Annotated in this window: 19 protein-coding genes; 8 read left to right on the top strand and 11 right to left on the bottom strand. The window is 34.1% G+C overall.

The window, feature by feature from the left end:
• The first annotated feature begins 273 nt into the window (after positions 1–273).
• Positions 274–2,049, top strand: a complete 1,776-nt coding sequence (locus AC6CHR_RS01195) for a methyl-accepting chemotaxis protein (protein ID WP_498246615.1) — start codon at positions 274–276, stop codon at positions 2,047–2,049.
• Positions 2,050–2,218: 169 nt separating this feature from the next.
• Here AC6CHR_RS01195 and AC6CHR_RS01200 read toward each other — a convergent pair whose 3' ends face one another.
• Positions 2,219–4,510, bottom strand: coding sequence for a beta-L-arabinofuranosidase domain-containing protein (locus AC6CHR_RS01200; RefSeq protein WP_498246616.1), 2,292 nt, complete (start codon positions 4,508–4,510; stop codon positions 2,219–2,221).
• 277 nt (positions 4,511–4,787) lie between these two features.
• Between AC6CHR_RS01200 and AC6CHR_RS01205 the strand changes: the two genes are divergently transcribed.
• Positions 4,788–5,660: a helix-turn-helix domain-containing protein gene (locus AC6CHR_RS01205; protein ID WP_498246617.1), complete on the top strand. Its 873-nt coding sequence runs from the start codon at positions 4,788–4,790 to the stop codon at positions 5,658–5,660.
• A 49-nt stretch (positions 5,661–5,709) separates the two neighbouring features.
• Here AC6CHR_RS01205 and AC6CHR_RS01210 read toward each other — a convergent pair whose 3' ends face one another.
• Both AC6CHR_RS01210 and AC6CHR_RS01215 read right to left on the bottom strand, forming a co-directional pair.
• On the bottom strand, positions 5,710–7,422 hold the full coding sequence (locus AC6CHR_RS01210; protein ID WP_498246618.1) for a methyl-accepting chemotaxis protein: 1,713 nt from the start codon (positions 7,420–7,422) through the stop codon (positions 5,710–5,712).
• A 132-nt stretch (positions 7,423–7,554) separates the two neighbouring features.
• Positions 7,555–7,935 (bottom strand): YbaN family protein, encoded by a 381-nt coding sequence (locus AC6CHR_RS01215; RefSeq protein ID WP_498246619.1) that lies wholly within the window; start codon positions 7,933–7,935, stop codon positions 7,555–7,557.
• Between the two features lie 149 nt (positions 7,936–8,084).
• Here AC6CHR_RS01215 and AC6CHR_RS01220 point away from each other — a divergent pair, with 149 nt between their 5' ends.
• The 4 genes from AC6CHR_RS01220 (at position 8,085) to AC6CHR_RS01235 (ending at position 12,325) form a co-directional block, all read left to right on the top strand.
• The gene (locus tag AC6CHR_RS01220) at positions 8,085–8,438 is read left to right on the top strand and encodes an ASCH domain-containing protein (protein WP_498246620.1); all 354 of its coding nucleotides are present in this window, start codon (positions 8,085–8,087) and stop codon (positions 8,436–8,438) included.
• Positions 8,439–8,447: 9 nt separating this feature from the next.
• On the top strand, positions 8,448–8,891 hold the full coding sequence (locus AC6CHR_RS01225; protein WP_498246621.1) for a hypothetical protein: 444 nt from the start codon (positions 8,448–8,450) through the stop codon (positions 8,889–8,891).
• Positions 8,892–9,157: 266 nt separating this feature from the next.
• Positions 9,158–10,492: a branched-chain amino acid transport system II carrier protein gene (brnQ, locus tag AC6CHR_RS01230; protein WP_498246622.1), complete on the top strand. Its 1,335-nt coding sequence runs from the start codon at positions 9,158–9,160 to the stop codon at positions 10,490–10,492.
• Between the two features lie 1,086 nt (positions 10,493–11,578).
• Entirely contained in the window at positions 11,579–12,325 is a 747-nt protein-coding gene (locus tag AC6CHR_RS01235) for a L,D-transpeptidase family protein (protein ID WP_498246623.1), read from the top strand.
• A 113-nt stretch (positions 12,326–12,438) separates the two neighbouring features.
• Here AC6CHR_RS01235 and AC6CHR_RS01240 read toward each other — a convergent pair whose 3' ends face one another.
• The 3 genes from AC6CHR_RS01240 to AC6CHR_RS01250 all read right to left on the bottom strand — a co-directional run bounded on the left by AC6CHR_RS01240 (position 12,439) and on the right by AC6CHR_RS01250 (position 16,101).
• A complete protein-coding gene (locus AC6CHR_RS01240; protein WP_498246624.1) occupies positions 12,439–13,608 on the bottom strand; it encodes a serine hydrolase domain-containing protein in 1,170 nt (389 codons plus the stop codon).
• Between the two features lie 208 nt (positions 13,609–13,816).
• Complete coding sequence (locus AC6CHR_RS01245) at positions 13,817–15,094, bottom strand: glycoside hydrolase family 27 protein (protein ID WP_498246625.1); 1,278 nt, start codon at positions 15,092–15,094, stop codon at positions 13,817–13,819.
• Positions 15,095–15,210: 116 nt separating this feature from the next.
• A complete protein-coding gene (locus AC6CHR_RS01250) occupies positions 15,211–16,101 on the bottom strand; it encodes an AraC family transcriptional regulator (protein WP_498246626.1) in 891 nt (296 codons plus the stop codon).
• 247 nt (positions 16,102–16,348) lie between these two features.
• On the opposite strand from AC6CHR_RS01250, the gene AC6CHR_RS01255 reads away from it, so the two are divergent.
• Together AC6CHR_RS01255 and AC6CHR_RS01260 are read left to right on the top strand one after the other, a co-directional pair.
• The gene (locus AC6CHR_RS01255; RefSeq protein ID WP_498246627.1) at positions 16,349–16,522 is read left to right on the top strand and encodes a Fur-regulated basic protein FbpA; all 174 of its coding nucleotides are present in this window, start codon (positions 16,349–16,351) and stop codon (positions 16,520–16,522) included.
• 552 nt (positions 16,523–17,074) lie between these two features.
• A complete protein-coding gene (locus tag AC6CHR_RS01260) occupies positions 17,075–17,212 on the top strand; it encodes a hypothetical protein (protein ID WP_498246628.1) in 138 nt (45 codons plus the stop codon).
• A gap of 42 nt (positions 17,213–17,254) precedes the next feature.
• Here the strand turns inward: AC6CHR_RS01260 and AC6CHR_RS01265 are convergent, their stop codons facing one another.
• The 5 genes from AC6CHR_RS01265 to AC6CHR_RS01285 all read right to left on the bottom strand — a co-directional run bounded on the left by AC6CHR_RS01265 (position 17,255) and on the right by AC6CHR_RS01285 (position 20,762).
• Entirely contained in the window at positions 17,255–17,467 is a 213-nt protein-coding gene (locus AC6CHR_RS01265) for a hypothetical protein (RefSeq protein ID WP_498246629.1), read from the bottom strand.
• Complete coding sequence (locus tag AC6CHR_RS01270) at positions 17,436–17,600, bottom strand: hypothetical protein (protein WP_498246630.1); 165 nt, start codon at positions 17,598–17,600, stop codon at positions 17,436–17,438. Before AC6CHR_RS01270 ends, AC6CHR_RS01265 begins: the two co-directional genes overlap by 32 nt.
• Before the next feature lie 255 nt (positions 17,601–17,855).
• Positions 17,856–17,996 carry a hypothetical protein gene (locus AC6CHR_RS01275; protein ID WP_498246631.1) on the bottom strand — a complete coding sequence of 47 codons (141 nt, stop codon included), beginning with the start codon at positions 17,994–17,996 and terminating at the stop codon, positions 17,856–17,858.
• A 351-nt stretch (positions 17,997–18,347) separates the two neighbouring features.
• Positions 18,348–18,971, bottom strand: coding sequence for a class D sortase, LPxTATN-specific (gene srtD, locus AC6CHR_RS01280; protein WP_498246632.1), 624 nt, complete (start codon positions 18,969–18,971; stop codon positions 18,348–18,350).
• A 141-nt stretch (positions 18,972–19,112) separates the two neighbouring features.
• Entirely contained in the window at positions 19,113–20,762 is a 1,650-nt protein-coding gene (locus AC6CHR_RS01285) for a hypothetical protein (protein ID WP_498246633.1), read from the bottom strand.
• Between the last annotated feature and the right edge of the window lie 74 nt (positions 20,763–20,836).

The raw sequence follows: 20,836 nt of genomic DNA on the forward strand, positions 1-20,836 counted from the left end.
AGTTTTACAAAAAGGTTTCACAGAAAGAAACCTTAAAATCCCATATCAACTGCAAATAGCCAATGCCGAGATAATCATCCCATACTTATTTACTATTTAAATGAAAAGAATTGTGAATTGATTTTTCAATGGTTATCTTATAAAAGCTCTAAAATAAACTAAATTGTTTTTAAAACGTACTAGATAAAGTTTGTGATTAAGTTTAATATTAATGTAAATATTAATTACTAATATTTACATAGTGCTTTTAGCATAATCTTGGGGGGGATTTATGTGTTAAAACGTAAAAAGAGGAAAGATGTACAGAATACAAAGATTAACTCAAAAGAAAAAGTAGGTTTTTTTAACTACTTCAAAACCATTCGCGGAAAAATAATCATGTCATTTGGACTATTAACAGTCGTGCTACTTATCTCTGCTGCAACGTCCTACACAAACATGAGTAAGCTCGAGAATGAGATTCATTTTTTGATTGAAAATGATTTAGAAATAAATCAGCGAACACAGGATTTATCAGAAATTTTGTTGAAAATGGAAACAAGTCAAAGAGGTTTTATCATCACAGGTTTAACGGATTTTATCTATCCTTTTGAAAATGGAAAATATGAATTTACTGATGAGTTCGAAGGATTACAGATATTGTTTGATGATAATCCTGCACAACTAAAAAAACTTGATATCATCAAAGAAAACTATGAATTATGGCTTACTTATTCTGATGCTCTTGTAAACACGAGGAAAACAGAAGGTCTTGAAGCTGGAGCAACCATAGTCGAAGCAGGAGAAGGAACCGAGTATATGGGTTCAATTCAAACTGAAGTAGAGATGATCATCAGTAAACAAAAAGAATTACAGGAAAATAGAATTGATAATTTGAATCAACAAGTCTCACTTTCTAAAATCATCACAATTAGTTTAACCCTTTTTGCAATTATCCTAGCTGTCCTCTTTGCCATCAGGTTATCTAGAGGAATTAGGTTAAATGTCAATAAAATCAGTCAATCAATTCTAGAAATTGCAACTGCTGGTGGAGACTTAACAAAAAGGATCCACGTTAACTCACAGGATGAACTTGCTGATCTAGCAAATGATACAAATAAGTTAATTGAAGGAATTGCTGTTATCGTAAGACAGGTATCGCAGATGGCACAAAATGTAACTGCGACTAGTCAAGAATTATTAGCTTCTGCTGAAGAAACAGCGACAACTATCCACTCAATTGCTGAGACTTCAAGTGAAATTGCATCTGGTAGCGAAAATACCAAATCAAAAATGAAAGTATCCTTTGAAAAGATGCATAGCCTTGAGGAAGCAGCTAAATTTTTAAACGAGCAAGCTGAAATGGTTAAAACGAATGCTGTAGAAATGCAAAAGGTAGCACAAAGTGGTGGTAAATCTGTAAGGGCATCTTCGGAAAAAATGATGTCAATTGAAGAAACCATGTCAAATACGAGTCAAACCGTCGAAGTTCTAGGAAAGAAATCCAATGAAATTACATCAATCATTGCAACAATTACCGAAATAGCAGAGCAAACAAACCTGTTAGCACTTAATGCTGCTATTGAAGCTGCACGCGCTGGTGCACACGGTAAAGGGTTTGCTGTAGTAGCTGTCGAGGTCCGTAGATTAGCCGAACAATCTCAACAAGCCGCTCGTGGAGTGAAAGATATCATCTCGTCCATTCAACAAGAGGTACAGGTTATAATCAATCAGAATCAAGACGGAGTGAAAGAAGTTATATCAGGAGTAAGTTTGGCCAATGAGACAAATACTTCTTTTGACGATATTATCAACCAAACACAAAGAACAACTATAGTCGTCACGGAAATGGTTGATCATATTCAACAAACATTGATTCTGAGTAAAGAAGTTGCGGACGCATTTGCTGAAGTCATCGATATTACAGCAGAAACAGCTTCATATACGGAAACAACTGCAGCTGCTTCAGAGCAAGGATCTGCAGCGATGCAGGAGATAACTGATTCAACATCAAACCTATCTAAACAAGCTGAACATCTGATGGGAATTGTTGAAAATTTCAAATTATAAAGGTCATCTAATAGATCTAGACAACTTGTGAAGATCTATTGATTTTGATTATATAACATTACCCTCGTCTCCAGTGAGTACCATAACATAAAACAGAACAGAACAAAGACAGGTAACATAGCATTAACGCTGTGTTACCTGTCTTTATTTAATTATTTTTAGTAATAAACTACAAATCCCCTTCTGTATATCCTTTATCATTTACAATCCTAACACCGTAAACCCCACCTGCAACCTTTCCTTCTTCTGAAGAAAAGGCAACCTCAACTTTATCCTTACCATTTGTAATCGATAATGGGATTTCATAGCAAACATTAAAAAGTTTACCTGGCTTGTTCCCTTCAAGCGTTTGGTGTGCAATAACCGAATTATTTACTTGAATCGTAAAATCTCGTGGATAAGCTTTGCCATCTTCATGAAGTTTTGCATCATTTCCACTATAAGTAACAAGGAGATACATTTGTTCTTCAGGCGACACAGTCATTTTATAGCTGAAATAACCTTCGTTTATACTATCCCGCCACCCCCTATTGAATGTATTTAAATAACCAGATCGAGAACTTTTCTTCTTTATTGAATGATCTACTTCAGGTTGTTGTTCATTTGGATTGACAACATCTACTGTCATTGCTCTTAATCTAGCAGCATCTTCCTTTTCTTTGTCTACGAATGATCGATATGAAATCTCATCCATTACATTCCAATAAATCGTATAACGTTGATGATGCAATTTATAAAACGGAATTAGTGTAACACGTTTGTTTCCTGGCTGTCCGACCGCATCAGTTATAAAAGTTAACGGATCTGAAGTTGGTTTTATCCATTTTGTCAGATCGCTTTCATTAGAAATCAAGTCAGGTACTTCTACTAACGGATGATTGTTTAGTTTGAGATGGTCAGCTTGTATATCTGATTCTGGAAAATTCTCAGTGCCTAGAGCACCAGCTAATACAATTGGTCCATAAAGGATTGCGGATTTATTTACATCATGCTTTGATCTAGTAATATTTAATTCCATTGGAAGTTGAATTTCAATAATATCCCCTGCATTCCACGTTCCTTCAATCGTTAAATAACCATTCTTTGAGCTTGCATATTGCTTCTTTTCATTTACAGCTGCAAAAACTTGACCAGATATCCACTTTGGAACTCTAATATGTAAGATTATGTTTTCGTCTGTAGCACTATCAAAAACTAACGTCGTTTTTTCTGTTTCTGGAAATGTGGTAACTTGTCTAATCATTACATTCTTATCCTCAAGACGAATTTCTGATGCAATAAATAAATTAATATAAAGATCATCTTGATCGCGATAGTAAATTGCCCTATTATATCGTGCAGGATTTTCCATTCCTGTCCCAGTGCAACACCAAAACGATTCGTCAGGTGAACAATATACTTTAAAATGCCCTGGCTGCGTTGATACGAAATACGTTTTCATTCCAGAATCAGGATCTTGAGAAGCGAGTATATGATTATATAGTGCCTTTTCATAGTAATCAATATATTCAACATTTTGAGTCCAATTAAATAAATGTTCGGTTAACTTTAACATATTATAAGTGTTACATGTTTCAGTTGTTGTTATTCCTAGTTCTTCGGTATTCGATGGACCAAAATGCTCCCCAATACTATTTCCACCGATTACATATGAGCGATGATTTGTTACTTGACTCCAGAAAAATTCTGCAATTCTTTTATATTTATCATCACCCGATAATTCAAATAACTTCGCAGCCCCAATTACCTTTGGAATTTGCGTGTTAGCATGCTTTCCCTGAAGATCATCAACTCCTTTAGAAAGAGGGTCTAATACAGCTTGATGATAAAAACGAATGGCAAGGTCTAAATATTTTTGATTATTTGTAATCTTGTAAAGATCAGCCATTGCTTCGATCATTCCACCATGCTCACAAATAAGCATCTTTTGAAATTGATTATCATCTAGTCGATCAGTACCACGCTTTGCCCAATCTGCAAGCTTAATTACAACTGTAAGAGCCTGCTTATTTCCAGTTAGTAGATAGGTATCAATTAATCCTGCATATATTTTGTGAATGCTATACCAAGGTACCCACCCTCCACCTAAACTAAAATTATCAACTTCAAAATCGCCGGTAAATACGTTATCAAAACAATTACGCGAAAACCCACTTACAAATCCATCTCCATCTATCTCTTGAACACTAGCTAACTCGTTAACAGCATATTCAAGCTTTTCCAAAAGTCTGTCATCATTAGATAATGAATACATTGTTGCTGCTGCAGACAACCAATGACCGATGGAATGTCCACTAATACCGGTAGTTTCCCACCCTTGATAACGGGGCTTTTTTGGGGTTTCAGATACACCTTCATAACAAGGTGCTACTAGTCGATCTACATCAAGGTATAATAAATATTCTTTTCCCTTCTCTTGTGAAGCTCTATATATACCATCTAACAATTGAACATTTTGCACAATGATCTCCTCCTTAACCAATTACATCTTACCCTTTCTATTATGAAGAAAATAGGATAGGAAACGGAATTCACAATAAGACATAATGCATATCTTATTTTTCGTTTTTTGTGATATAATTACAAAAAGTTAGCTTCACGTGCAAATTGTCGTACCTTGAAAAAATTGTTTACTCTTTTTATAAAATAATATCAACTATACTATCCTTTAATAGTCAAATAAAAGGATAGATTTGGAACATTTTTGTAAAGTTGAAAATTCCAGAAGGTGATTAAATATGCATGAGATAAAGATAATGACAAACAATCTCCCCCTTATCAGGGAAATAGGTCATATGAAAGATGAAGATGGAACAAGTGGTCACCCTGATCGACTTATGGAAAAGATAAATGTGTTCGTGTATGTAAAAAAAGGACATATTCAAGTATATGAAGATGGGATAGAATACAACCTAAAAGAAGGAGCATATCTCTTTCTCAGAAAAAACATTCCACACTGGGGTAGTTCACTATATTCTCCAGGTACTGAGTGGTTTTATATCCATTTTTACGATTCAACAAATCAAGATAATCCGGAAACCCAGTCAGAATACTTACATTACCAACAGTCTTCATTGATTTTAGAAGAAACCTATGCCTCACAGATTAAATTACCAAAGCACGGTGTGGTTTTTAATTGTGAATACACCGAATTACAGTTAAAGAAATTGGTTGAAAGTTATAATTCTCCACATTCTTTACGGCCTCTCTTTTTATGTACGGTGACATTTCAATTTTTTGTTGATTTATATGCGAGAAAAATTGAAGAGAAGAATAATTCAAAACAAAATCGAATAGTTGGTAAAATGATTGAGCTGTTTATTAACAACTCAAGCAAGAAACTGTCGAGCAAAGATATCGAAACAGCCCTGTGCATGAACTATGCTTATTTATCAACTTTATTTCGAAAAGAAACCGGGAAAAGTATTACGCAATTCCAAGACGAACTATTAATTGAAAAAGCGATCACGATGTTGAAAAATGAATCGGTTAATGTTTCGGAAGTAAGCAATGCTTTAGGGTTTTCGAATCCTTTTTACTTTAGTCGAGTCTTTAAAAAAGTAACGGGTGTTTCACCAACAACGTACTTGAATCAAACATATCGAAGCTAGAAAAGCTGAGTAAGGTGATTTACCTTACTCAGCTTTTTGCATAATATCATTATATTTTAAATTGGCGAATTAATTGTTGTAGTTCTTCAGACATTTTCGCTAAGTTTGTCGCTGACGTTTCAATTTCTTCCATTGAAGCTAATTGTTCTTCTGTAGCTGCTGATACATTTTGGTTACTAGCAGCTGATTCTACTGCAATATCTTTTACTAGTTTAATTGAAGTCGCAACTTGGGAAGAACCAGAAGATAATTGTTTAATTGCTCCAGCTACATCACTTATTTGCGAAACGACACTACTAATAGAGTGTTCAATTTTATCAAAGGATTCTCCCGCCTCTTCAACAATGATAAGACCTGCATCTACTTCAATTGTTGCTGATTTCATTGATTTTAAGGTTTGATTTGTATCACTTTGAATGACATCAATTATTTTTGTGATCTGTTCCGCTGAGTCAGCTGATTGTTCAGCTAACTTTCTTACTTCATCTGCGACAACTGCAAAACCCTTGCCATGCTCTCCTGCTCTAGCTGCTTCAATTGCAGCATTTAAGGCCAAAAGATTTGTTTGAGCGGCAATCGCTGTAATCACTTCATTAATCCGACCAATTTCAGTAGACCGTTCACTTAGGCCATTTATTGCACTACCTAATCCAAGAACATTATCATTAATTTTATTCATTTGCAGCTTAACTTTTACAATTGACTGCTTTCCTTCAACTGACATTTCAGACGTTTCTTGGGCACTTTTTGACATATCATCTGCATTTAAGGTAATTTCTTCTGAGTAATTTGTCATTTCATTGATCACCTGTGTACTATCTTCAACTGTACGTACTTGATGATCCGAACCGACAGCCAACTCTTGGACTGTTGACGAGATGTGTTCACTAGCACGACTATTTTGCTCGGCACTCGCACTCAATTCTTCAGATGAAGCGGCCACCATATCAGAGGTTTCACTTACTGTTTTGATAATTCCTCTAATACCTCCAATCATCGTATTAAAGGAAGAAACCAATTGACCTACTTCATCCTTAGACTTATAGCTACCACTGACTGTAAAATCTCCGTTCTCTGCCTGAGACATTAAGATCTGCAATTGCTTAATGGGGTTAACGATCATTCTTGCAATAATAACTCCAATGAAAAGAGATATGATAATTCCTACACCAATAACGAAAAATAAAATAAAGGAAGAGGTTTGAAACCTATCGCTATTCTCATTCATTACTTTTTCCCCTAAATCCTCTTTAAATATCTGAAGGTCAATGATCGAATCATTTAATGCTGTCTGTTTTTCTTTTACTAGATCAACATAATAGTTATAGGCTTCAGTATTTTTATTTTCCGCTGATAAACCTATTGCTATATTTCTTGCTTCTAGATACTCAAGTAGTTTTTCATTATTTGCCTTTAGCAATTCGATCTCATCAGGAAGTAGATTTGTTTTTTCATATTGTTGGATTAAACTAGCGTTCTCGTTGCTAGCACTATCTATTTTTTCTAGTAACTGCTCAATAACCTGACTATCTTTTGTTATCATTAATTCTAAGGTATATGAATCAATAGCTCGATTATTCGTCCTTATTTGTCCCAGCCAATTTATCGGCAGTAAATGCTCATTATAAATAGTCTCTGAACCACGGGCCATTTCTTTTGTGTATTTGTACCCTGATAAACCTACAATACTTAGCGAAAGGGTAAAGATGACCAAAAGGACGATTAATTTTCTGCTTGTTCTCATGTTGCTTAATAATTTCATCCGATTCATTCTCCTTTAAAGTGTTAGTCTATATTTACTTTATCGGATGTTACTACAAATTATTAAGTAACTATCTATTTAAAAGCTTAGTCTTAAAAGCAACAGAGCAAACAAAAATATTCTTCGTTCATTTTATTCCTTTGGTAACGTCTTTATTTTAAAAATAAAATAGTAATACTTATATCCAACAATTACAAGCAACGCAATTCGAATTATCATATTATCTACTAAGAAAAACGGTATAGCTATCATACAATCGGCCGTTAATAGAATTGTTATTTTCTGGATTTTCGTCATCGCCCTGCTGATTATATAGCTTTCTAAATATTTACTATATAGTTTAGTTCCTTTAAACCAAACTTCAAATTTCTTTGATCCTCTTACAAAACATACAGAAGCTAATAATAAAAATGGTGTTGTCGGCAGTAATGGCAAAATGATTCCAATAATACCTAAACCCATAAAGAAAAAACCAAATAGGATATAAAAGTATTTTCTAAAATGTTTGAACATGGTGTGGTTCCTCTATTCTAAACGTTATATATTTTCACTTATAGTTTGATCATATCATGTTTCTTAAAATAATTTGTACGAACCTCCATTAGATTTAGCGAACTTGTGATATATTTATAAAGATATTATTTTTGAAGGGAGTTTTTAATTTGACGAATAACGAACTAGATAAATCATTGCCACCCAAAACCTGTTCAGTTGATCGGTTAGTTACATTGGAAGAAGATGTAAAGAAGGTAATTTCAGGTATTAAAACGGCGACTCGTAGAAATGGCAGATATGCTGATGTAGGAGAAATCATGGAGCTAGCTGATAAAAAATTCAAAGTAGACCGTGTATATTCCCAATCATTAGGTGAACTAACAGATATACATGCCAAACAAGAAGGATTTTCTACTGTAGAGGAATATAAACAATCGATTTTATCTTATCATCCTGGCATGCCATGGCTTCCACAAATGAGAGTATGGGTTCATGAATTTAGTTCAGTTGATGCTAAATAGGCAAATATAATGGACTATCTTTTATATAGACTTTTAATTTTCATTCACGTTGTGAGTGTGATTGCTGCTATCGGACCTTTCTTTATTCTTTTGCCTCTGATAAATAAACTTAAGACAGCAAAAGATTTACAACTAGATTCTTACTTGGAGATATTCCGCTTTGTTGTTAGACTCTCAAAGCATTCAGGTCATGTCTTAGTCGGGTCTGGAGTTCTCCTTATTTTCACAGGTCCTTGGACATGGGGAACCCCCTGGATTATCATGACGCTTGTTCTTCTTTTTTGTTCACTATTTTTTCTAGCACGCGCCTTTTCACCAACACTTAAAAGGTTTCGTGAACAAGATCAAGACAAGGATGTACTAGCAGCAAAATTAACTCGTACGATTTGGACTTATATAACGCTTTTATTGTTAATGCTTTGGTTTATGGTTGGTAAACCCTCATTATGGTAAACAAAACGAATTACTTATATTTTATTACATAACAGCCTCATGATATCATTCAATTCCTGGAAAGGTTTTTTATAATCTGTAATGTGAAAAATTTACTTGTCCACTATTTGAACATATTAATGACAAGTTCAGAGTCAAAATAGGTAAGATAAAAGATAATATAAGGCATTTTGTTTATATCTATGTTAGGATATGAACGGTGCCTTTTTTCGTTTTTTACTGTTTCCTTGAGAATCGGTATGTAGTAAGTTTTATAGGAGGACTTTATGGGTAACAAACTATCCGGTAAGGAGACAATCGTTATCGGTTTAATGCTTTTCGCTCTTTTTTTAGGAGCAGGTAATATGATCTTCCCTCCCGCAATGGGACAACAAGCAGGTCAACATGTTTGGATAGCAACATTAGGATTTTTAATTACTGGTGTTGGTCTTCCTTTCTTAGGTATTCTTGCTATCGCTCTTTCTGGTAGTGATATTCAAGCAATAGGTAATAGAGTCCATCCAAAATTCGCAATAATCTTTCCAATTCTTTTATATTTAATCATTGGACCTTTTTTTGGGATTCCACGTACTGGAACTGTGGCTTATGAAATTGGAATCACACCCTTTTTATCTGATAATCTTGAGAATAAGAAAATCTGGTTATTGCTGTATACGATCATTTTTTTTGGTAGCACCTTTTTATTAGCGTTAAATCCAAGCAAACTTGTTGATCGTGTTGGAAAAATATTAACACCTTCGTTAATCATCATTATCGTCCTACTGACAATAAAAGCATTAATAACACCGATGGGAACAATAGAAGCTCCTACTGGTGAATACATTGAGAATGCATTTTTCACAGGTTTTTTTGAAGGTTATTTAACGATGGATACGTTAGGTGCCTTGGTATTTGGAATTGTTATCATTACTGCTGTTAAAGAACGGGGTATTGAATCAAGACAAGAAATTACAAAAATTTGTTTAAAAGCAGGTATAATCGCAGCTACCGGATTGATATTTGTTTATGTTTCACTTGCTTATATTGGTGCTACAAGTACCTCTTCTCTTGGTTATCTTGCTAATGGTGGACAGGTTCTGTCAGGAGTTGCGACTACTTTATTTGGTTCGATAGGTAATATTGGTTTAGCACTTGCTATTACATTTGCTTGTTTAACAACAAGTGTCGGATTAGTGTCTGCATTCGGTACTTATTTTGCAAAGTTTTCAGATAAACTATCCTATAAACAAATTATCTTGATCGTGACGGTTTTTAGTACATGTATAGCTAATGTGGGATTATCTCAACTTATTTCAATTTCTATCCCCCTTTTAATAACAATATATCCAATAGCGATTGTGTTAATTATTATCTCGTTTTTGGGTAATATCACAGAACTAAAGCCTATTGTCTATATAATAAGTTTAACGGCAACAACTTTATTTAGTATTTTTGATGGGCTGAAGGCTGCCAAAATTAACATGGGAACAACCTTTACTGAAATCGTTACACTTATTCCTTTGTTTAATCTTGGGCTAGGATGGCTACTTCCGTCAATCATTGGAGCGTTAATTGGCTTTTTGATTTCTGTATGTCAGTTAAAAATTTCAAATTTTCGTTAATATGCTTATTGAAATATTCATCATTTGTAAGCAATCTTGAGTAAAAGTTGATAATTTGAAAATTCAGAGGGACAGATACCTTATACAAGGGTGCTGTCCCTTTTTACGTTTTTTAGTATTATGATCGTTCAATTTATAACCCGTTATGATCAGAAATGACAGGCCTTTGAGTACATTTAAAAATATAGTAATTTCCTCACCCCCGGTTACTATCAATCAACAAAAAAATTTTTCTTTTACAGTACACCAGTATCCTTTTCTTCAGCTAAATCTAGTTATTTTAACACCTTTACTACATATTCATCCCTAGCCTCCATTACATATATTTGCAACGTTATTAAAGTCCCTCATAAGACTATAATTCATCAATCTTTTTAGCAAAATACTAGCTAATTTTCTTCCTGCCAAGAATGGAATTTTATGTTAATTACTTCATCTCCTTAACGGTATCTTCCTATTTATCTCTAATTAGTGAACACATAAATTGTTTTAAGCAAACGATTGAATAGTATTTCATTTGATCGTTTTAACGAATGTACTTTTATTCCTTCAATCTTCCATACAATGTTTATCATCCTAATTAATTAACACAATCGAGATTACTAATATTTCCATATTAAATTCAACGATAATACCGAACCTCAATTTATCCATTCATATAGTTAGTATAACCTTGATTAAATCAATAAATAGTCCTTTAGATTCATTTAAAAACAATATGAGATTACCCAGTTTAACTCAAAGCTAGTCCTATTATCGAAATCGTTAATATTATATGACATATTATTTATTTTTTCGCCATATTCAAACATTTATCGATTTTTTTGTGTTTTTTGTTCGTTATAACTAATTCGTATTAACTATTGTTATTATTTAATTTCTATATTATTTGCGGATCTATTTTTTTAACCTACTCCTTTGGACATATTTTACCTAAACAAGACTAATAGACTACGTCATTTCTATCTTTATATGAAAAAAAAATACAATAAAATAAGAGTTGTTGTCGATTAATTAATACATATAATCAAGGAATTATTTATTTATTTATTAGAAGATCATGAAAAATGAAAGCGAGGCATTTTGATGAAAAAACGTTACATATTATTATTCTTTTCGATCTTTATTTTATTTGGATTTAATAGCAATCATACAAATGCTGTTGATGGTGAACTCATTATTATTAATAAATCAAAAAATGAACTAGCATTTTTTGAAAATGGAAAGTTAGTTAGGGTATTTTCCGTAGCAACTGGCAGACAGGCTTCATATACACCTGAGGGAACGTTTAAAATTGTCAATAAAATAGAAAATAGACCATACTATTCAGGGAATGTTGCAGGAGGAGATCCTAACAATCCTCTAGGTAATAGGTGGTTAGGTATAAACCCAAGGGGTACAAATGGTGACACCTATGCTATTCATGGTAATAATAACCCCAGTTCAATAGGGACATATGCAAGCAGCGGCTGTATTCGTATGTTTGATGAAGATGTCGAATGGCTATATGATCATGTTAGTGTAAATACAACTGTTATGATCACAAGCTCTTCTAATACTTTCGAAGCAATCGCTGCATCAATTGGTTTCAATACAGAAAGTCATTCCACTGCTGTTGTAACTGATAATCATTTTTTAAAAATCGGAAGTAGAGGATCGGCAGTACGTGAAATTCAAGAATCCTTAACAAACTTTGGCTATCACACAAACGGTATTGACGGAGTATTCGGAAAACAAACAGAACAAGCTGTGATTAATTTTCAAAAGGATAATGGATTACTGCAGGATGGTGTGGTCGGTCCGATGACTAAGAAAGCACTAGGTACACAATAACCACGAATAATTAGGAAAACCAGGCATCTCATTAATTTTGAGACAGCTTGGTTTCTTTTAGGTTCGCTTCATCTAATGCTGTTTTTCGTACTATTTTTTCTATACTGATAAGATTAGATCGCTCCATAAATAACGGAACGCAGTCTAGGCTGATGGTACGCTTCTAGATTAGGCATCATCTGTTGCATGTAAACGGCAGAAAGTTTTTCTTTTGGGTCGATCAATACCCAAGTGCCCAATAAACCTGACCAACCAAATTCACCAACCGAACCATTATTTCCTCCTATAGCAGGGGTTATCATCACTCTAACTCCGAGCCCATAACCATAGCCTGCTAGGTAGTCCCAATTGTAGAACTGACTATTTTCTAATGTTAGATGATTAGTAGACATTAAATCAATTGTTTTGCGACCGATAATTCGTTCTCCGTTTCGTTCACCACCACAAGCTAACATATGGGCAAATTGACTATAATCTCTTAATGTTGATAATAATCCACCTCCACCACTTTCGAATATAGAATGTGGCTGAATATGAGTATCCATTTCAGAATTTTTTTCAAGAGAACCCTTTTCATCACGGGTATATAAACTACAAAGTCGATCAATGTTTTCATTCGACAATCTAAATGATGTGTCCTTCATATTTAATGGCTCAAAAATCTCATCTTTCAAAAACTGACCAAACGTCTTACCAGAAATGACCTCAATTAAGGTGCCTAAAACATCGTGACTCAAACCATAATGCCATTTTGTCCCTGGATCAAATGCCAACGGAATAGAAGCTACTAAACGAGACAACATTCGAGCATCTAATCCGTCTCCCGCGTCTTCTTTTTGTTGCAATTGCGACATAACCTTTGAGATTTGACGTTCTGTTTCATTTGAATCACCTGGATAGGTTATTCCTGAGGTCATTGTAAATAGATCCTTTATTTTAATGGAAGTAGCTGCTTTTGTTGTATAGACTTCGCCACTCTCAGTTTTACGGAACACTTGGAGATTCTTGAACTCTGGTAGATATGCTTCGAGCGGATCATTTAACAAGAATAATCCTCTTTCATATAACATCAAAGCAGCAGTACATGTAACAACCTTTGTCATTGAATAAATACGATAAATAGTATCCAATTCTATTGGCCTCTGTGTTTCAATATCAGCTAAACCTACGTATTCTTCATATAGATTCTTGCCTTGATGAGTAACAGAAAAAGCACATCCGGTAGGTCCTTTTTCTACAAAGCTTCTTAACAGTGGATTAAGTTTATTTTGTAATGAATTCAAATATTTTCTCTCCCTTAAAGAATCTCTATTTTATCTTTTGGCTCTTTCCAAAAAGATACTCTATCTCAAGCTTAAGAATTTCACATTAGGCTTTTCCTTTTAGAAACTACCTACCTATAAAATATTCTGCTTAGACCTTGAAAACCCTTTTAATTGAAAATAGGTAAACAAATTCATACTTAATCCTATTTCTGCCGCTCCAAGTCGTTTAATATAATTTAAGTAACATTGAACCATGGGCTGGAAGTGAAGCTTCTATAACATCCTTAACGATACCTTCATCTTCTTGATTCCATAGATTTAGATAATCCTTAGGTTCTGACAATCCTAACTGTTCTAGAGTAACTTTTACAGTCGTCGTTTGATCTGTTGCATTAAATAAAGCAACATATGTATTATCGTCCTCACTAGCTGTCCAGACAATCTTATCGTCCTCATGGTAAACAAGTTTATTATTTTGAATATTTTGGTGCATGCGTTGTACCTCTTTATTCGTCAACAAAGATAATGTCCAATCGTCATTATCTCGTAGCTCTCCTCCAAACATTAATGGTGATTTAAAGATACTCCACAATGTCATCATTGTTAGTTGTTCGTCTTTGGTAAAGCGTGTCCATCGGTCACTTCCTCCGCCATCGACTGACCTTATTCCAATATGACCTAACGGAAGCATATCGCAATCTGGCCAATTTCCTGCACCGATATGCTCACTCCATTTTCCACATCTCTCAAACATCGCATACAAGAGACCCCAATGATCCCAAAAATCATCCGTCATTCTCCACATGTTCGCATACTTCTTAAGCTCTTCTGCATGTTCTAGTGGAGCAGGTCCAGGTGATAAACTTAATACAATATCTCTTCCACATTTGTCAATTGCGTTTCGAATTAGTTCAATTTCTGGGATATGAATCGAATAAAGCTTAGATGCAGCTATATCATCAACCTTAATAAAATCTACACCCCATTCAGCATATAATTGAAACAAAGAATCATAATATTCTTGAGCACCTGGTTTTGTGGCATCCACACCATACATATCCGTATTCCATGGACAAATTGAATTAGTATGAGCTATGTCTCTAGCTCCTATAGTAGTGCCAAGAATCGGAGTATTTGCATGAACTGCCTGACGTGGAATTCCACGCATAATATGGATCCCAAGCTTTAACCCCAGGTTATGAATATACGTACCTAATTCTTTGAACCCCTGTCCGTTAATAGCAGATGGGAAACGATTACCTGCAGGAATTAAACGCGAATATTCATCCATTTCTAATGGAACAAACGGTCTATACGCTGAAGATACGGCACCTGGTTCATACCATTGTATATCTATTACTACATATTCCCATCCAAATTCTTTTAGATTGTTTGCCATGTATTCAGCATTTCCTTTTACTTCTTCTTCTGTTACCGTAGCCCCGTAACAATCCCAACTGTTCCAACCCATTGGAGGAGTTTTTGCTATTTTTAGATGATTCATTCGACACTCTCCTTTATCCTATATTGCTATTTAAAACTATCATAAAGGAGGACCTTTCTATTAATCTACAATAATTTTTTGCCTAGGTATGTATTATATTGCTATTTATAGAAGACTTAATCAAATTTCAGCTGGGTTATAGTAGCAAGATCCTTACCTAATCTAAATTCTCCTGGTGAAAAGCGCAGCCATTGCCTAAATACCTTTATGAAATAACTTCCATTTGAGTACCCGATAGCTTTAGCAATGTCCTCAATCGTTAAATCTGTTTGTCTGAGTAAATAAACAGCTCTTTCAATCCGAATCTTTGTTAAGTATTCAATTGGGGTATAACCTGTCGTCTTTTTAAAAATTCGGGTGAAATGATATTTGGACAATCCTACAGATGATGCAATATCTTCAAGGCTTTGTAAATCCGCGTAATTTCTTTGTAAATAACCTACAGCTGTTTGTATTTTTGGGGGCCAATTTTGTTTTTCTCTTTTATGTACATTACTAAATCTATACAATTCCATAATGAACTGATAGACAATTGTTGAGGCCAGGAATCCATCAGAGATACGATTTTTACCAGCATCAAGAAAAATATTTTTCAAATAGATTATCGCTAAATTGTCCAGTGGTATATTTAGAACTGGTCCAAGCTGTTCCACGAGTTTATTCCAATGTTCAAGTATACTCGTTGGACGAATGAGAATATAATAAAACTCCCAGGAAGAACTATTTTCTGGTAGGTAATATTTATGATTACTTGGAATATCCACCATAAAAGCTATTCCTGGTTCTACTCGGCAAACCTTCTTATTAATTTCCACTATACCAAACCCTGAGACGGTATATTGAAATAGAAGTAATGGTCCATCTATACGCTTAAGTCCATCCCAATGATAATTATGATCTGTAACATTTTCAAATCCCACAGCAAATAGCTGACAAAATGATTCATTCAAGGTGTCTTGAAAACGAAATCCATATGTTTCGTAATCTAGTTTCCATCCATTTCCCATAATACCGACTGCCTCCAGTTGTAAATAAATAAATATAATCCTATTTTAACTTCTACATTAACTTTGTTGTTTTTTTACCAAAAATGCAACAGTAATTGAAAGATAAAATTATTTACTTGTAAAATAACTTCCCCTTCTAGGAAAGGATAAGAACAACAAACTTTTTTAAAAGGACATTATTAATTGACAAATAACAGATAATTAGTTATTATTAATTTGTAAACGCTTACAAATAAGGAGTGATTTTATGTCTCAAATCACAGAGCTAACCAATAACAACAAGGTAGAGATTATTGATGAATTGCTACATAGAAATATGTACAAAATGCCTGATGGACGACAATTCTATGAGGCCTCGGAAAAGGAATTAGAGCATGTTCTTTATACACAAACTACATCAGAACAATTCTGCTCAATCTAATAGTTAGAATTCTCATATAAAGTTTGTAGCTCTTTGATGTATGACTATAAGTAAAATCAAGAGAAAGCGACTAATACTTATCCAGAAAGTAAAGCTACGTAGTTTAACTACATTCATTGTGAAATCAACGAATATTATATATATCACCTTAAATGGCCAATACAATTACGAAATATTGGCTTTTTATTTTTGTCTAAAATAAGATATTTAATTTCTGATCTCCTCTTTATTTCGTTCTGTTTCTCTTCTCCCATTTATTCATTCTTTACCTGCTAATAGTGTTTTAACAACCAAATAAAAATTATAAAAATATACCCTTAGTAAGGAATTCTCTCATTAAATCAGTGTGTATAAAAAGAAAAGACTAAAGCATTCTAAGAACAAAAGCATAAGTCTAATTCAGCCTATATGAATAATACTCACTTGAATTGAAGGTGTTTTATATTCTTTCAGTTGCTGACGACTTTTTTTAGGCATACTTCTGAATATGATGAAGTGCTTATCCCAGTACAAATATTTTTTAAAGTGAAAAAAAGGGGGGGGGGCAAACAAATGAAAGATGAAAACGAAATAAATTGCACAGAAGATGAAGAACAGGATTATTTAAACCACCTACTTAATGAGCAGATAACACGGATATGTGTTAGAGAAGAAGAAGAGCGTATTAGAGAAGATAATATTAAAAATTGACAACACAAAAGCACCTTTGAGTTAAATACTCTATTGGTGTTTTTATATGAGGGGGTTTTTCTGAAAGTTAGTTGCTATCACACCAAAAAAATCGGTTATTGTATTTTTCCCCTTAATTAGAGCCCAAGCTTGAATTTGAATATTTTCTAATCGACAATGTTCATTGATTCCAAAAGCAAAGTCTATGTCTGTTCCGTCCTTTTGGTTAACCCAAACACCTTGTTCAAGCAAGTGAATTCGCTTTAAACTTAACAATCAATGGTTCTGAATAATAGGCATTTAGTAATTTCATTAACGCTGCACTCATATTCGAAACACCAAAGTTTCTAAATTTACCAGATGCTTTTACCGTTTCAAATGCTTCAGAAACTTTTTCGAGTTCTACCAATGAATCTGGTCGATGTAATAATCAAATCAAACATCATTATATACGGTATGTATTTTGTTTACTATTCCATCAATTGAATTCAGAATATGCTGTTTAGAAACATCAAATTTGTTATGGTTGTTCCGCCTCAGGAACCGAATTCCATATTTGGATTGGATAATAATATTTTCTCTTAAATTTGGTTGTTTCTTCAATATACCGCCAAGATCGTCTCAGCCATTCCCATCTTGTAAATTTCAGTATGATCGAACATGTTTATTCAGTTGATAAAGCAGCATCTACCTCCTTTTCTGTGGTCAAAATGTCTTCATTTTTAATTGGATTATGATACCAACCTCCAACAAAATCCCTACATCCTAAGACAAGACCGCTAAAAGTGATTTCTCTTTTCTCCAATGGCATTTGTTCTCATTCTGCTTCTCCCTTCGATTTCACATCATGTATTAGTCGAAATAGAAATTAGAGACTATACCCCTATTTTCTATGTTCCTTAAATGTCCTCCTATTACATTTATCAAACTCAACATTAACGGCAACATTAATTATAATTCACAAAAAAATCAGCAGGCTAATTGCTGAAGGTTTTCAAGGAGATTTTAATTAGAGCCAAAGATCTCACTGAAGTTACCGTGAGTATCTATTGTTATAAATTCACAATAATATGCTCTCACTTTTTTAAATATAGTTGAGGCTGAATAAAGAAACACTCTATAGGTCCAGCCTCTTGATCATTTTTATTAGCAACAATTATTCTAATTCAGCTTGAATAATATATCTGTCTGGAGCAGAACCGATAAAATCAAACGGGTAGCAAGTTGTTAACGTTAAAGTTGGTTTTTCCTTTTTAACAATCACTGTCCGATCATCTTCATGAGTTATCCAGATATCTTTGATGTGATAGGTATAGATCTGATCTTCATATTCAAGTGTTAATATATCACCCAATTCTAACTCTCTAAGTTCAGTAAAAACAGTATCCCGATGTCCACTAACGACAGTATGACCACCAATCTCGTTTGGTATCGTCGTCCACTCGCTGACATACAACCCAACTCCTTTAGCAAGAGTCGATTCATCCGTATTCCAAAATACATTAAAGTTTGAATTTATTTTGGGGATTTTTAAATTTGCGATCTTTTTACCATTTTTATTGTCAAATTTCAAAGTAGACATGTCTTCAATTGTTTTATTATTGCTTTTTTCAATTGACTTTTTAGGGCTTAGCTCTGTTGTTTTTACTGAAACTGAATGAGTTTCTTCAATTGCCTGTACGGATTGCTTACTTTCCCACCAATTATATAAATTCCATGCAGAATAAGATATTCCACCAATTACTAGTATTAATGCAACAAATCCAAGGATTCGGGACATTATTAGCCTCCCATCATAATTATTAAAGAGGACGATTTCCGTCCCCTCATTTTACGAACTATTAATTTTCAGAGCGAAGTGTTTTTTTCTCTGCTCTAGCCCATGTTAACTTTGGCTTTTTGTTATTCTTTAAAGCCACTATTATTTAGAATTGGTATAATTCGGGAGTCTTTTTCTTACTGCAAGTATAAATGCTCCAAATGCTGCAATGGCTCCACCCATTAGAGCACCTACCGGGTCAGTTCCTGCTGTTTTTGGAAGTTTTCCACCTTGTATATCATCATTATCTTTTTTATCACTTACTGGTGTTACTGTTATCTTATCTTCATTGTCGTCTTGACCTTGATTGACATTATCATTATTCTTATCGTTATCAATATCAGAACCTGAATTGTCATTACCTGGTTTTTCGTTAGTATCACCCGGTGTTTCATCATTTTCATTTTCTTCATTATCATTTCCTTCATATTTTACAAGTTCAATTGGTGTCGTAATTTCTTCTACAACTTCATCTCCACTTGTAAGTGTAATTTTAACTTTTAATTCTTTAATTGCATTTAAACTCTGAGCACTTTCACCGATAGCCGAGAAGAATCCCTGGAACATTGTTCCAGATTCAACTGCCCCAATATCAACTGTTGCAGTATTTCCATTCCAATCAAGGTCTAATGAAGTAGTACCTAAACCTAGATCGCCACCACCTAGAAAATCATCTAATGCATCTGGAGTGTCTCCCTCTTTATAACCATCTGGCTCATGAATTTTTACACCCTTTGGTACAATAAATTCAATATTAACATTATCAACATTTTCAAGTGTAAGGTTTTGAAGTTTAAAACCGAATTGCATGCCAAATTGATTATCAGCTAAGCCTGGGAAGTCTGTAACAGCTTGTGCTTTCCCATCAAAATACATAGCTTGATTCATTGATCCATAATCAAGGTTGCTAGTACCTGAGATTGGTCCAATAGGGTCAAAAGTACCATCAATACGGTAAATATTAATTGAGTTAGTTAAACCTTCTCCAGTAGTCTTTCCTATTACCGGAATATCAAGGGATACATTCTTTGTTTCCCCAGCGCTGATTTTATCGAGAGAAACAGCTAATACATTACCTACTCCTTCTTCATCTAAAATTTCGATGCCATCTGGTGTTTCATCAGTTGAAAGTATCATAATATCTTCTGGGATATCTAATCCTGCATAAATATTTTCTATAGCTTGTGTAGAATTGTTCGTAACATTTACGTTAACACGTAATGTATAGTAACCTTTCTCTACGTCAAATGAGGATACTTGTCCACTAATGGATCCTTTCATAACTTCAAGAATTTCTAAATCAGTTAATTCTTGCTGATCTTGATCCTCATCTGTATCTTCTGTATCCCCACTTACTTCTTCTGAATTGTCACTTTCTGCTGGTACTTCTTCATCAGTTGTTGGATCATTATTCTCTCCTTGTTGATCTTCTTCAACTACTTCCTCTTCATCTTCAGGTATTTCCTCGCCATTTACATCTTCTGCTGGAACCTCTTTATCCGAAACCTGATCATCGGCTGAAACTTCCTCAGTTCCTTCTTCGGAGCCATCCTCAGGAACAGATGCATCTTCACTATCTACAGGAACAACTTCACTTGCACTGTTAGTTGTTTCTTCATCTTGCATTGGATTCTGATCTTGTACCTCTACCTGTTGTACTGGATTCTCACTTTCCTGCTCTGCTGCTAGTGCAGCTCCAGGGCTTACCGCTACTACAAGTCCTAATGTAACGATCGACGCTTTTTTTAACATTTGCTCATCTCCTTATTTTTAGCTACCAAACCTGTGTCCTATCTTATTCTCCTAAAATCTGAAACAAATAACTA

The organism is Metabacillus sp. GQ13, assembly GCF_059758525.1.